The organism is Simplicispira lacusdiani, from assembly GCF_003604195.1.
Classification (GTDB): domain Bacteria; phylum Pseudomonadota; class Gammaproteobacteria; order Burkholderiales; family Burkholderiaceae_C; genus Simplicispira; species Simplicispira lacusdiani.
The window spans coordinates 92,011-105,980 of sequence record NZ_QXGR01000006.1 but is presented as its reverse complement, the minus strand read 5'-3'; the positions used below and the strand labels follow the sequence as shown (position 1 = coordinate 105,980).

Below are 13,970 nucleotides of genomic sequence, written 5' to 3'. Positions count from 1 at the left end.
TGTCTCCGGTTCGGTTAGGCGTACAGCGGGTTGATCTTGTTCGCGTTGATGCCGTATTTGGCGATCGCCTCGGCCACCTTGGCGACGGGCACGCTGCCCTGCTCGCTGAGCGCCTTGAGCGCGGCCACCACGATGTAGTGGCGGTTGATCTCGAAGTGCTCGCGCAGCTTGCTGCGGAAGTCGCTGCGGCCGAAGCCGTCGGTGCCCAGCACCTTGTAGGGGCGGCCCGCCGGGATGAAGGGGCGGATCTGCTCGGCGTAGCTCTTCATGTAGTCGGTGGAGGCCACCACGGGACCGGCATGGCCGCCGAGCTGGCGCGCCACGAAGGACTGGCGCGGCGCTTCCAGCGGGTGCAGCAGGTTCCAGCGCTCGCAGTCCTGGCCTTCGCGGGCCAGTTCATTGAAGCTGGGGCAGCTCCAGACATCGGCCTGCACGCCCCAATCAGCGGCCAGCAGGGTCTGGGCCGCGATGGATTCACGCAGGATGGTGCCCGAGCCCAGCAGCTGCACGCGCTTGTCGCCCTCGGCGCCCGGCTTGCACAGGTACATGCCTTGCAGGATCTGCTCCTCGGTGCCGGGCGTGAGGCCGGGCATGGCGTAGTTCTCGTTGAGCAGGGTGATGTAGTAGAAAACGTTTTCCTGCTTCTCGACCATGCGCTTCAAGCCATGGTGCAGGATCACCGCCACCTCGTGGGCGAAGGTCGGGTCGTAGCTGATGCAGTTGGGGATGGTGCCCGCCAGGATGTGGCTGTGGCCGTCCTCGTGCTGCAGGCCCTCGCCATTGAGCGTGGTGCGGCCCGATGTGCCGCCCAGCAGGAAGCCGCGCGCCTGCATGTCGCCGGCCGCCCAGGCCAGGTCGCCGATGCGCTGGAAGCCGAACATCGAGTAGTACACGAAGAACGGCACCATGATGCGGTTGTTCGTGCTGTAGCTGGTGGCGGCGGCGATCCAGCTGGCCATGCCGCCGGCCTCGTTGATGCCTTCCTGCAGGATCTGGCCGGCCTTGTCTTCGCGGTAGTACATCACCTGGTCGCGGTCGACCGGGGTATAGAGCTGGCCCTTGGGGTTGTAGATGCCGATCTGGCGGAACAGGCCTTCCATGCCGAAGGTGCGCGCCTCGTCCACGAGGATAGGCACCACGCGCGGGCCCAGGGCCTGGTCGCGCAGCAACTGCGTGATGAAGCGCACATAGGCCTGGGTGGTGCTGATCTCGCGGCCCTCGGCCGTGGGCTCCAGGATGGCCTTGAAGGTGTCGAGCGCGGGCACGGTGAACTGCTCCTCGGCCTTGGGGCGGCGGTGCGGCAGGTAGCCGCCCAGCGCCTTGCGGCGTTCGTGCAGGTAGCGCATTTCCGGCGTGTCGTCGGCCGGCTTGTAGTAAGGGATGTCCGCCAGCTGGCTGTCGGGGATCGGGATGTTGAAGCGGTCGCGGATGTACTTGATGTCCTCGTCCGACAGCTTCTTGGTCTGGTGTACCGTGTTCTTGCCCTCGCCGGCCTTGCCCATGCCGTAGCCCTTGACGGTCTTGACCAGCAGCACGGTGGGCTGGCCCTTGTGCGCGTTGGCGGCATGGAAGGCCGCGTACACCTTGGCGGGCTCGTGGCCGCCACGGCGCAGCTCGAATACCTCTTCGTCGGTCATGTGCTCGACGAGCTTGAGGGTTTCGGGGTAGCGGCCAAAGAAGTTTTTGCGCACGAAGGCACCGTCGTTGGCCTTCATGGCCTGGTAGTCGCCGTCGAGCGTTTCCATCATGAGCTGCTTGAGCTTGCCGGTCTTGTCGCGGCGCAGCAGCTCGTCCCAGCCATTGCCCCAGAGCAGCTTGATGACGTTCCAGCCGCTGCCACGGAATTCGCCCTCCAGCTCCTGCACGATCTTGCCGTTGCCGCGCACCGGACCGTCCAGGCGCTGCAGGTTGCAGTTGATGACGAACACCAGGTTGTCCAGGTTCTCGCGCGCCGCCAGGCCGATCGCGCCCAGCGATTCAGGCTCGTCCATCTCGCCATCGCCGCAGAACACCCACACCTTGCGGTTCTCGGTGTTGGCGATGCCACGGGCGTGCAGGTATTTCAGGAAGCGCGCCTGGTAGATCGCCATCAGCGGGCCCAGGCCCATGGACACCGTGGGGAACTGCCAGAACTCGGGCATGAGCTTGGGGTGCGGGTAGCTGGAGAGCCCCTTGCCGTCCACCTCCTGGCGGAAGCTGTCGAGCTGTTCCTCGGTCAGGCGGCCTTCCAGGAAGGCACGTGCGTAGATGCCGGGGGCGCTGTGGCCCTGGATATAGAGCAGGTCGCCACCGTGGTTCTCGCTCTCGGCATGCCAGAAATGGTTGAAGCCGGCGCCGAACATGCTGGCCACCGATGCGAAAGAGCCGATATGGCCGCCCAGGTCGCCGCCGTCGGCGGGGTTGAGGCGGTTGGCGCGCACCACCATGGCCATGGCGTTCCAGCGCATGTAGGCGCGCAGGCGCTTTTCGATCGCGATGTTGCCGGGGCAGTGGGCTTCCTGCTCGGGTTCGATGGTGTTCACGTAGCCGGTGTTGGCCGAGAAAGGCATGTCGATGCTGTTCTGGCGCGCATGTTCCAGGAGCTGCTCCAGCAGGTAGTGGGCGCGTTCGGGGCCTTCTTTTTCGATGACGGCGGACAGCGCCTCCATCCATTCGCGGGTTTCCTGCAAGTCGATGTCGTAATCGGTCGGCGCGCTGTGGACGGCCTGCGAATCGGGCTGTGCGGACATGGTGTGTCTCCTCGGTGATGGCCACAATTTAGTACGTGGGCCCTATTTTTGCACAAGATTCCATTTTTTCAAATTGTGCCCATCATTTCCATAATGCGATATTTTGCTGCAACCGCACATTCCCCGAAGCCCGCCGGCCACGGGCTCCCCTACACTTGAGGCATGTCAGACATCACGCCCGTGCAGGCCACGCCGCCGGAACACCGAACCCTCGCGGACTGGTGGCGCAGGTGGTGGCGCAGCCTCTCGCCCGTGCGCCAGGACCGCTTCGCCGCTCTCGCGCCGCTGGCGGCCGTGCTGCTGTTCATGGCGGCCATCGTTGCCGCCTTCTGGTACCTGCGCGTGGAGGAAGGCGAGCGCGAGCTCGAAGCCCTGCGCCGCGACGTGGAATACGCCCAGCAGCGCGTGCGCCTGCGCCTGCTGGAGCGCCAGGAGCAGCTCATGCGCATCGCGCGCGATCTGTCCAACCAGGACATGGAACGCACCCAGTTCGACCAGCGCGCCGAGGCGCTGGTCAGCCAATACCCCGAGCTGCAGGCCATCACCTGGATCGACGAGCGCGGCCGCATCCGGGCCAGCCACGCCGCGCCCACGCTGGCGGGCAGCCAGGTGCGGGTGGCCGGCGAAGTACTGCGCAAGGGCTCGACGGCGGACAACTTCGGGCTCACGCGCGACCTGCAGCAGCCGGTCTACGCCCAGCCCCCAGCCACGGACAGCGACGCCACGCCACTGCTGCAGCTGCATGTGCCGCTGAACGTTCAGGGCAAGTTCGGCGGCGTGGTGCTGGGCGAATACTCCATCGACAGCCTGCTGCGCTATGGCACGCCCACCGAGGTGCTGGCACGCTACGCCGTCACGCTGCTCGACGAGAAGGAACAGGTGCTCGCAGGCACGCCGTTGGCGCCGCGTGGCCGGGCGGCGCAGTGGGTGCCCTGGAGCGCACGGGCCAATGAATACGCGGTGCCGGTCTCGCCCGTGGGCAACGGCCTGGTGCTGCGCGCCCAGGCCTACCGCACCTCGCTGGGCGTGGTGGGCAGCGGCCTGTTCTGGCTGGTGGGCACCCTCAGCGCGATGACGGCCTGGATGCTGATCGCCACCTGGCGCCACACGCGCCGCCGCATGCGCACGCAAGAGGCCCTGATCGCCGAGACCAATTTCCGCCGCGCCATGGAGAACTCCATCCTCACCGGCATGCGCGCGCTGGACCTGCAAGGACGCATCACCTACGTGAACGCAGCCTTCTGCCAGATGACGGGCTGGAGCGAGGCCGAACTGGTGGGGCAGTTGCCGCCCTATTCCTATTGGCCCGAGTCGGACCACGAGCACCTGCACGCCAAGCTGCGCGAGGAACTGTCGGGCAAGACGATTCCCGGCGGCTTCCAGGTGCGCGTGCGCAAGCGCAACGGCGCGCTGTTCGACGCGCGGCTCTATGTCTCACCCCTGATCGACGCCCATGGCCAGCAGACAGGCTGGATGACGTCGATGACCGACATCACCGAGCCCAACCGCATCCGCGAGCAGCTTTCCGCCTCGCACGAGCGCTTCACCATCGTGCTGGAAGCACTTGACGCCTCGGTCTCGGTCGCGCCCCTGGGCAGCCAGGAGCTGCTGTTCGCCAACAAGCTCTACCGTCAGTGGTTCGGCTCGCACACCGGCGGCCACCTGCAGCTGGTGGCCCAGGCGGGCGTGCTGCCCGGCAGCAGCACCGATGGCGGCGAGGACGAGGACAGCCTCATGGGCCTGCCTACCGACAGCCTGACCAGCGCCAACCCGGAAAACGCCGAGATCTACCTGCCCGACCTGAACAAATGGCTCGAAGTGCGCTCGCGCTATCTCAGCTGGGTCGATGGCCGCCTGGCGCAGATGGTGATCGCCACCGACATCACGCCGCGCCGCCTGGCCGAAGAGCAGTCGGCCCGCCAGACCGAGCGCGCGCAGTCGGTCAGCCGCCTCATCACCATGGGCGAGATGGCGTCCAGCGTGGCGCACGAGCTGAACCAGCCGCTCACGGCCATCAGCAACTACTGCAGCGGCATCATCTCGCGCATCCACAGCGGCAACATCACCCAGGAGGCCCTGCTCACGGCCCTGGAGAAGACCGCGCACCAGGCGCAGCGCGCCGGCCAGATCATCCAGCGCATCCGCGACTTCGTGAAGAAGAGCGAGCCCAACCGCCAATTGGCCGATGTCACCACCATGGTCAACGAGGCCGTGGAACTGGCCGATATCGAGCTGCGGCGCCACAACGTGCGCCTGACGCACTACGTGGCGGCGCGCCTGCCCCAGGTCATGGCCGACTCCATCCTGATCGAGCAGGTGCTGGTGAACCTGATGAAGAACGGCGCCGAATCCATCGCCCAGGCCAATCGCCCGCCCGCCGGACGCAGCGTGGAGCTGCGCGTGGTGCCCCGGCAGGTCGACGGCCAGCAGGTGGTGGAGTTCTCGGTGCAGGACACCGGCAAGGGCCTGGCATCGGAAGTGCTCGAACGCCTGTTCGAGGCCTTCTTCTCCACCAAGAGCGAAGGCATGGGCATGGGGCTGAACCTGTGCCGCAGCATCGTCGAGTCCCACCAGGGCCGGATGCAGGCCGAGAACATCTACAATGGTTCGGAGGTCACGGGCTGCCGGTTTACCTTCTGGCTGCCACTCGCCGCGCCACCTGCCAACGACACTACAGATCCTGTAGCAAACGCACATCCCCCAAGGACAATTGCATGAGCTTGATTCCCAAAAAAGGTACCGTCTATGTGGTCGACGACGACGAGGCCGTGCGCGATTCGCTGCAATGGCTTCTGGAGGGCAAGGATTACCGGGTGCGCTGCTTCGATTCGGCCGAATCCTTCCTCTCGCGCTACGACCCGCGCGAGGTGGCCTGCCTGATCGTGGACATCCGCATGGGCGGCATGACCGGCCTGGAGCTGCAGGACCGCCTGATCGAGCGCAAGTCGCCCCTGCCCATCGTCTTCATCACCGGCCACGGCGACGTCCCCATGGCCGTCAACACCATGAAGAAGGGCGCGCTCGACTTCATCCAGAAGCCCTTCAATGAAGAAGCCCTCGTGAGCCTTGTCGAGCGCATGCTCGACCACGCCCGCCAGGCCTTCGCCGGCTACCAGCAGGCCGCCAGCCGCGACGCCCTGCTCTCCAAGCTCACCAGCCGCGAGGCGCAGGTGCTGGAGCGCATCGTCGCCGGCCGCCTGAACAAGCAGATCGCCGACGACCTGGGCATCAGCATCAAGACCGTGGAGGCGCACCGCGCCAACATCATGGAGAAGCTGGGCGCCAACACCGTGGCCGACCTGCTCAAGATCGCCCTGGGCCAGAACGCGCCCAAGGGCTGATTGCTATTGTTTCAATAGCTGCCAGCGCTTTACCCAAAAGCGCTTTTGGCCATTTTCATTGTTAAAGAATCACCATGACAGCCCAACTGATCGACGGCAACGCCCTCTCCCGCCAACTGCGCTCCGAAGTGGCCGAGCGCGCCCTGGCCCTCAAGGCCCGGGGTGTCACGCCCGGCCTGGCCGTGGTGCTGGTGGGCGACAACCCGGCCAGCCAGGTGTATGTGCGCAACAAGGTCAAGGCCTGCCACGACGCCGGACTGCACTCGGTGCTGGAGCAGTACCCCGCCGACCTGGGCGAGGCCGAATTGCTGGCGCGCGTCGAGGCGCTGAACAACGACCCGGCCATCCACGGCATCCTGGTGCAGTTGCCGCTGCCGGCGCACATCGACGCGCAGAAGGTCATCGAGGCCATTTCGCCCGCCAAGGACGTGGACGGCTTCCACATCGCCAGCGCCGGCGCGCTGATGACCGGCATGCCCGGCTTCTGGCCCTGCACGCCCTACGGCTGCATGAAGATGCTCGAATCCATCGGCTACGACCTCAAGGGCAAGCACGCCGTGGTCATCGGCCGCAGCAACATCGTGGGCAAGCCCATGGCGCTGATGCTGCTGGCCAAGGACGCCACCGTCACGGTCTGCCACTCGCGCACGAAAGACCTCAAGGCACAGACCCTGCAGGCCGACGTGATCGTCGCCGCCGTGGGCAAGCGCGATGTGCTGACGGCCGACATGGTCAAGCCCGGCGCCGTGGTGCTGGACGTGGGCATGAACCGCAACGACGAAGGCAAGCTCTGCGGCGACGTGGACTTCGACGGCGTCAAGGCCGTGGCCAGCCACATCACCCCCGTGCCCGGCGGCGTCGGCCCCATGACCATCACCATGCTGCTGGTCAACACCCTCGAAGCCGCCGAGCGCGCGGCCGCGCACTGACACTCCGCACGCGCCACCTGCCTTGAACCCGCACCCCGCGCCGCCATCTAAGCCCGCATGAGCAATCCTCTCCTCGACTTCTCCGACCTGCCCGCGTTCGACCGCATCGCTCCCACCGACGTCGCCCCCGCCATCGACATCCTGCTGGAGCGGGCCAATGCCGCGCTCGAAACCGTGACGGCAAGCGACTTTCCAGCGCGCTGGGATGCCATCGCCCAGGTGCTGGACGTGGCCACCGAGGAACTGGGCCGCGCCTGGGGCGCCGTGAGCCACCTCAACAGCGTGGCCGACACGCCCGAGCTGCGCGCCGCCTACAACGAGGCCCTGCCGCGCGTGACCGAGTTCTGGACGCGCCTGGGCGCCGATGAGCGCCTGTACGCCAAGTACAAGGCCATCGATCCCAGCACCCTGAATGCCGAGCAGCGCCAAGCCCGGCAGAACGCCGTGCGCAACTTCGTGCTCTCGGGCGCCGAGCTGACTGGCGCCGACAAGGAGCGCTTCGCCCAGATCCAGGAACGCCAGGCCGAACTGCAGCAAAAGTTCAGCGAGAACACGCTCGACGCCACCGACGCCTTCGCCTACTACGCCAGTGAGTCCGAACTGGACGGCGTGCCCGACGACGTTCGCCAAGCGGCCCGCGCGGCCGCCCAGGCCGAGGGCAAGGACGGCTTCAAGCTCACGCTGAAGATGCCGTGCTACCTCCCGGTGATGCAGTTCGCCCAAAGCAGCGCTCTGCGCGAGCGGCTCTACCGTGCCTATGCCACCCGCGCCTCCGACCAGGCCGAGGGCGAGGGCAAGCGCTTCGACAACAGCGCCTTCATCCGCGAGATCCTGGCACTGCGCCAGGAAGAGGCGCGCCTGCTGGGCTACCTGAACTTCGGCGAGGTGTCCGTGGTGCCCAAGATGGCGCAATCGCCTGCCGAGGTGGTCGCCTTCCTGCGCGATCTGGCCCGCCGCGCCCGCCCCCACGCCGAGAAGGACGTGGCCGACCTGCGCGCCTTCGCCGCCGAGCACCTGGGCTTGAATGACCCGCAGGCCTGGGACTGGCCCTATGTGGCCGAAAAGCTCAAGGAGGCGCGCTACGCCTTCAGCGAGCAGGAGGTAAAGCAGTACTTCACGGCGCCGCGCGTGCTCGCCGGCCTGTTCAAGATCATCGAAACCCTGTTCGAGGTGAGCATCCGCCGCGACCAGGCCCCCGTGTGGCACCCGGCCGTGGAGTTCTACCGCATCGAGCGCGGCGGCCAGCTCGTGGGCCAGTTCTATCTCGACCAGCCCGCGCGCACCGGCAAGCGCGGCGGCGCCTGGATGGACGACGTGCGCACACGCTGGCTGCGCCCCGACACCGGCCAGCTCCAGACGCCGGTGGCGCACCTGGTGTGCAATTTCGCCGACGGCGTGGACGGCAAGCCCGCGCTGCTCACGCACGACGACGTGATCACCCTGTTCCACGAGTTCGGCCATGGCCTGCACCACATGCTCACGCAGGTGAACGAGCGCGATGTTTCCGGCATCGGCGGCGTCGAGTGGGATGCCGTCGAGCTGCCGAGCCAGTTCATGGAGAACTTCTGCTGGGAATGGGAGGTGTTGCAGCACATGACCGCCCATGTGGACACCGGCGAGCCCCTGCCGCGCGCGCTGTTCGACAAGATGATCGCTGCCAAGAACTTCCAAAGCGGCATGCAGACGCTGCGCCAGATCGAGTTCTCGCTGTTCGACATGCTGCTGCACACCGAACACGACCCGGCGCAGGACTTCATGCCCCTGCTGGGTCTGGTGCGCTCCGAGGTCGCCGTGCTGCAGCCGCCGGCCTTCAGCCGCACGGCGCACACCTTCAGCCACATCTTCGCGGGCGGCTACGCGGCCGGCTACTACAGCTACAAGTGGGCCGAGGTGCTCTCGGCCGACGCCTACGCCGCCTTCGAGGAAACCGCCCTGGCCGACGGTTCGCACAGCGCCGAAACAGGCCGCCGCTACCGCCAGGCCATCCTTGAAGCGGGCGGCAGCCGCCCGGCCATGGAGTCGTTCAAGGCCTTCCGGGGGCGCGAGCCCAGCCTGGACGCCCTTTTGCGCCACCAAGGCATGGCCTGATGCATACTTGCAGGCCACGGCTCGCGCCCGACCCGGAGACACCTCGATGAAGCTGCCGCACCCCACCCCTGCCCTGCTTGCCCTGCTGTGCTCGCTGGCCGTGAACGGCTTGGCCCAGGCCCAGCAAGTCCACCGCATCGTCGGCCCCGACGGCAAGGTCACCTTCTCCGACCGCGCCCCCTCGCTCGACAGCGCGGCCCAGCCCCCCTCCGGCGGGTCGGCGACCGGTAGCTCGGGCTCGGCCAACGATGCCCTGCCCTACGACCTGCGCCAGATCGCCAACCGCTTCCCGGTGACCCTCTATACCGGTACCGATTGCGCCCCTTGCGCGAGCGCGCGCAACCTGCTGGTGAACCGTGGGGTACCTTTCACCGAGCGCACCATCGGCAGCAATGAAGACATCGACGCGCTCAAGCGCCTGAGCGGCAACACAGGCCTGCCTTTCGGCACCATCGGCCAGCAGCAGCTGCACGGCTATTCCGACAGCGAATGGACGCAGTACCTCGACGCGGCGGGCTACCCCAAGCAGTCGAAGCTGCCCGGCAATTACCGCCGCCCGGCCGCCACGCCGCTGACCCCCCCCAAACCCGCCACACCGGCCGCCGCGACCGAAGAAACGCCCGCCACGACGCGGGCCACGCCACGCGCGCGCCCGGCCCCCGAGCCCAACCCCGGCGGCCCGACCCCCTCCAACCCGGCCGGCATCCGGTTCTGAAGCGCCGGCCCCCAGGGGCCGGCCCCGCCGCTCAGTACGTGAGTGTCTTCACACCCTGGGCCGTACCCAGGAGGCAGACCTGCGCCTTCTGGTGCGCGAAGATCCCCACCGTCACCACGCCGGGCCACTGGTTGATCTCCGATTCCAGCGCCAGCGGGTCGGTAATGGACAGGCCGGTCACGTCAAGGATGTGCTGACCGTTGTCGGTCACCAGCGGCTGGCCGTCCTTCAGGCGCAGCGTGGCCTGGCCGCCCAGGGCGGCAAAGCGGCGCACGATCTGCGCCGCGGCCATGGGAATCACCTCCACCGGCAGTGGAAAGCGGCCCAGCGTCTGCACCAGCTTGGATTCGTCGGCGATGCAGACGAACTGGCGCGCCAGCGCGGCGACGATCTTCTCGCGCGTGAGCGCGGCACCACCGCCCTTGACCATGTGGCCCCGGCCATCGATCTCGTCGGCGCCGTCCACGTACACCGAGAGCTGCTCCACCTCGTTGGCATCGAACACCGGAATGCCGATGGCGCGCAGGCGCTCGGTGCTGGCCACCGAGCTGGACACGGCGCCACGCACCTGGTCTTTGACCGTGGCCAGCGCATCGATGAACTTGTTGACCGTGGAGCCGGTGCCCACGCCGACGATGTCGCCGGGCACGATGTACTGGAGCGCCGCCTGGCCGACCAGGGCCTTGAGTTCGTCTTGGGAGAGGGGGGTAGGTGTCGTCATGGGGGAAAATCGGGGGTGAACCCTGAATTATCCCCATGTCACTGATCCCCTACGCCCTCACCCGCCCATTCTTGTTCGGCCTGGATGCCGAAGCCGCCCACGACCTCACCATGGACATGCTCGCGCGCGGCCAGGGCACGCCCTTGCAGTGGGCCTGGTGCAACGAGACCGTGCACGACCCCATCACGCTGGCTGGCCTGCAATTTCCCAACCGCGTGGGCCTGGCCGCCGGCCTGGACAAGAACGCGCGCTGCATCGACGCCCTGGGCGCCATGGGCTTCGGCTTCGTGGAGGTGGGCACGGTCACGCCCAAAGGGCAACCCGGCAACCCCAAGCCGCGCATGTTCCGCCTGCCCGAGGCGCGCGCGCTCATCAACCGCCTGGGCTTCAACAACGACGGGCTCGAAGCCTTCCTGCACAACGTGCAGCAGGCTAAATTTCGCCGCCAGCAGAAGCACCCCATGCTGCTGGGCCTGAACATCGGCAAGAATGCCGCCACGCCCATCGAGGACGCCACGCGCGACTACCTTACCTGCCTGGACGGCGTGTACCCGCACGCGGATTACGTCACCGTGAACATCAGTTCACCCAACACCAAGAACCTGCGCGCACTGCAGAGCGACGAAGCGCTCGACAGCCTGCTCGGAGCCATGGCCGAGCGGCGTGAGCAGTTGGCACGGCAGCATGGCAAGCGCGCCCCCCTCTTCGTGAAAATCGCCCCCGACCTCGACGAGGCCCAGGTGGCGGTGATCGCCGCCACCCTTCAGCGCCACGGCATGGACGGCGTGGTGGCGACCAACACCACCATTGGCCGCACGGCCGTGCAAGGACTGCGCCACGCCGAGGAAACCGGCGGTCTGAGCGGTGCGCCCGTGCTGGAACCGAGCAACCAGGTCATCCGCCAGCTGCGAACGGCCCTGGGCAGCCACTTCCCCATCATCGGTGTAGGGGGCGTCATGAGCGCCGACGATGCGGTGAGCAAGATCCGCGCGGGGGCGGACGTGGTGCAGATCTACACCGGCCTCATCTACGAAGGCCCGGCGCTCGTGGCGCGCGCCGCGCGCGCCATCAAGGCCCTGCGCTGAAATGCCTGCGGCGCCCGAAGGCGCCGCAGGCACGGAAAACACAGCGGTGGACGGATTCAGCGGCCGCGCAACTGCAGGATGAGGGGCAGCACGACGCCCGCCCAGCGCACCAGCCGCCGGGGCCCCGCCATCAGGGCGGCCCCAGCCACGGCCGCGACCGCCACGGGATGCTCCCGGACGAACCCTGCCAGCCGCTGCACCAAGGGCGTGTCGGCGGCAGCGCCCTGGGTGCTTGCGGCCTCGGCCAGCGCCTGCCTGCGTTGCGCCCTGCGCTCTCGCAGGCGTTCGCGCTGGGCCGCGATGCGTTCAAGCACCAGCCGCTGCGCTGGCGTGGCACGGGGCAGGCGTGCCCCGGAAGAAGATGCCGGCTGGTTCACAGTTGCTCCTTGATCTCGCGCCAGTCCCGGGTCAGTTCCTGGCGAGTCAACGCGAAGGCATCGCCCGCTTGCCGGGCCAGGCTCACCAACGCGTACAAGGCGCCGGCCCAGGCCGCGAGCCAGGTTCCCGCAACCAGCCAGGCCACCAGCGTCCGGTGGGGGGTGTCCCAGAACTGCACCAGCAGCGCCACGGACAACAGGATCAGCGCCACCACCGTCAGCGACGCCACGGCGATGGTGAGCATCAGCATCTGGCGCAGGCGCCGCTTTTGTTCCTGCCATTCGAGGTGAGCCAGCTCGGCCCGGTCCTCGACGGCCATGGCTGCTTCGACGGCGGCGGCACGCCAGCGCAGGACGAAAGATTCAAGCCCGAGCAAGGAGATCCAGTTCATGCATTTCCCCCCGAAGCCCGAAGTCCTTGCCGGCGGAGCCGCGGCACATCAGCGGCGCGCAAGCAGGAAACCCACGAGCGCACCCACGGCCAGCGCAGCGCCCGCCACGCGCCAAGGCTCGTCATGGGCATAGCGGTCGGCCGCGCGGGCAGCGTCCTTGGCCTGGTGGGCGGCTTCCTGGGCGGCGCGCACGGCAGCATCGCGCACGCTGTGCATGCCGTCGTCCAGGCGCTGGCGCAGCAGCTTGATTTCGGGCACGCTGTCGAGATCCTTGCTGGCCATCAGGCCGCGCAGGTCGGCAACGAGCTTCTCCAGTTCAGTCTGGGTGCTGTGGAGGGTATCGGAAGCAGAGGTCGTCATACAGGCCTTTCTTTGCGGTTCACCATTGAAATCCTGCGCAGCGGTAGTTCGCTTGCCGCGCGCGCTTTGGGTCCATCTTAGCGTCGGGTCACGGCCTTCATGCAAAAAAGTGCTGCAGCGCTGTCGGGTTCAGAGCAACGCGGCCACATGCTCGCCAATGGCCAGGGCGCTGGTCAATCCGGGGGATTCGATGCCGAACAGGTTGACCAGTCCCGCCACTCCGTGCACGGCAGGCCCCTGGATGACGAAATCCGTGAGCGCGCCCTGCGGCCCGAAGATCTTGGGCCGGATACCCGCATAGCCCGGCGCGAGCGCGCCGTCGCGCAGCGCGGGCCAGTATTTACGCACCTCGGCATAGAAGGCGTCGCCGCGCGCCGGGTCCACGACGAGATCGCCGGGCGAGTCCACCCATTGCACGTCGGGTCCGAACTTGGCTTTCCCGCCCAGGTCCAGCGTGAGGTGCACCCCCAGCCCGGCAACCTCGGGCACGGGGTAGATGAGGCGCGAGAACGGTGCCCGGCCAGCCAGCGTGAAATAGTTGCCCTTGGCGAAACGCGCCTGTGGCACATGGACCGGGTCCAACCCGGAAAAGCATGCCGCCAGAGCCGGCGCGGCCAGGCCGGCGGCATTCACCAGCGTGCGGGCCAACAGACGCGTGCCGTCAAAAGCTATTAATTCAATAGCACATGGCGTGCACTGCGCTTGCCTCAGAGGCGAATGTAATGCAAGAACACCCCCCGCATTCTCCAGGTCCCCCTGCAAGGCCAGCATCAGACCATGGCTGTCCACGATGCCGGTTTCCGGCGAATGCAGCGCGGCCACGCATTCCAGCGCGGGCTCCAGCGCGCGGGCCGCGTCGCGCTCCAGCCACTCCAGCGCCACGCCGTTGCCGCGCGCATGTTCCTGCACGGCGCGCAGGGCGGGCATCTGTTCCACGGACGTGGCCACCACCAGCTTGCCGCAGCGGCGGTGCGGTATGTTGCGTTCGGCGCAGTAGGCGTACATCAGTTCTCGCCCGCGCACGCACAGGCGCGCCTTGAGCGAGCCCTGTGCGTAGTACAACCCGGCATGGATGACCTCGCTGTTGCGCGAACTGGTGCCCGTGCCGATGGCGTCCTGTGCCTCCAGCACCAGCACATCGCGCCCCTGCAATGCGAGCGCGCGGGCTACCGCCAATCCCACCACGCCAGCACCCACCACCACGCAATCGACCTTGTCCACCATCGTTGCCCT

General features: G+C 67.4%; 12 protein-coding genes. 6 read left to right on the top strand and 6 right to left on the bottom strand.

All coding sequences use genetic code 11. The annotated features are described in order from the left end of the window. Positions 1-14: 14 nt before the first annotated feature. Positions 15-2,729, bottom strand: a complete 2,715-nt coding sequence (gene aceE, locus D8S75_RS10005; RefSeq protein ID WP_119966201.1) for a pyruvate dehydrogenase (acetyl-transferring), homodimeric type — start codon at positions 2,727-2,729, stop codon at positions 15-17. A 162-nt stretch (positions 2,730-2,891) separates the two neighbouring features. On the opposite strand from aceE, the gene D8S75_RS10000 reads away from it, so the two are divergent. From D8S75_RS10000 to D8S75_RS09980, 5 genes are all read left to right on the top strand, one after another. Further along, the gene (locus D8S75_RS10000; protein ID WP_119966200.1) at positions 2,892-5,447 is read left to right on the top strand and encodes a PAS domain-containing sensor histidine kinase; all 2,556 of its coding nucleotides are present in this window, start codon (positions 2,892-2,894) and stop codon (positions 5,445-5,447) included. Further along, entirely contained in the window at positions 5,444-6,070 is a 627-nt protein-coding gene (locus D8S75_RS09995) for a response regulator transcription factor (protein WP_119966199.1), read from the top strand. Before D8S75_RS10000 ends, D8S75_RS09995 begins: the two co-directional genes overlap by 4 nt. Positions 6,071-6,144: 74 nt before the next feature. Beyond that, positions 6,145-6,999 carry a bifunctional methylenetetrahydrofolate dehydrogenase/methenyltetrahydrofolate cyclohydrolase FolD gene (gene folD / locus D8S75_RS09990; protein WP_119966198.1) on the top strand — a complete coding sequence of 285 codons (855 nt, stop codon included), beginning with the start codon at positions 6,145-6,147 and terminating at the stop codon, positions 6,997-6,999. Between the two features lie 57 nt (positions 7,000-7,056). Beyond that, positions 7,057-9,087: a M3 family metallopeptidase gene (locus D8S75_RS09985; RefSeq protein ID WP_119966197.1), complete on the top strand. Its 2,031-nt coding sequence runs from the start codon at positions 7,057-7,059 to the stop codon at positions 9,085-9,087. A 46-nt stretch (positions 9,088-9,133) separates the two neighbouring features. Next, positions 9,134-9,802, top strand: coding sequence for a glutaredoxin family protein (locus D8S75_RS09980; RefSeq protein WP_119966196.1), 669 nt, complete (start codon positions 9,134-9,136; stop codon positions 9,800-9,802). Positions 9,803-9,833: 31 nt separating this feature from the next. Here D8S75_RS09980 and rpiA read toward each other — a convergent pair whose 3' ends face one another. After that, positions 9,834-10,523 (bottom strand): ribose-5-phosphate isomerase RpiA, encoded by a 690-nt coding sequence (gene rpiA, locus D8S75_RS09975; protein WP_119966195.1) that lies wholly within the window; start codon positions 10,521-10,523, stop codon positions 9,834-9,836. Positions 10,524-10,558: 35 nt separating this feature from the next. Here rpiA and D8S75_RS09970 point away from each other — a divergent pair, with 35 nt between their 5' ends. After that, complete coding sequence (locus D8S75_RS09970) at positions 10,559-11,608, top strand: quinone-dependent dihydroorotate dehydrogenase (RefSeq protein ID WP_119966194.1); 1,050 nt, start codon at positions 10,559-10,561, stop codon at positions 11,606-11,608. Positions 11,609-11,664: 56 nt separating this feature from the next. On the opposite strand, the gene D8S75_RS09965 is transcribed toward D8S75_RS09970, so the two are convergent. The 4 genes from D8S75_RS09965 to D8S75_RS09950 form a co-directional block, all read right to left on the bottom strand. Further along, the gene (locus D8S75_RS09965) at positions 11,665-11,985 is read right to left on the bottom strand and encodes a hypothetical protein (RefSeq protein WP_119966193.1); all 321 of its coding nucleotides are present in this window, start codon (positions 11,983-11,985) and stop codon (positions 11,665-11,667) included. Beyond that, the gene (locus tag D8S75_RS09960; protein WP_119966192.1) at positions 11,982-12,377 is read right to left on the bottom strand and encodes a phage holin family protein; all 396 of its coding nucleotides are present in this window, start codon (positions 12,375-12,377) and stop codon (positions 11,982-11,984) included. Before D8S75_RS09960 ends, D8S75_RS09965 begins: the two co-directional genes overlap by 4 nt. Positions 12,378-12,425: 48 nt before the next feature. Then, a complete protein-coding gene (locus tag D8S75_RS09955) occupies positions 12,426-12,737 on the bottom strand; it encodes a DUF883 domain-containing protein (RefSeq protein ID WP_119966191.1) in 312 nt (103 codons plus the stop codon). Positions 12,738-12,866: 129 nt separating this feature from the next. Next, entirely contained in the window at positions 12,867-13,961 is a 1,095-nt protein-coding gene (locus D8S75_RS09950) for an NAD(P)/FAD-dependent oxidoreductase (protein ID WP_119966190.1), read from the bottom strand. Between the last annotated feature and the right edge of the window lie 9 nt (positions 13,962-13,970).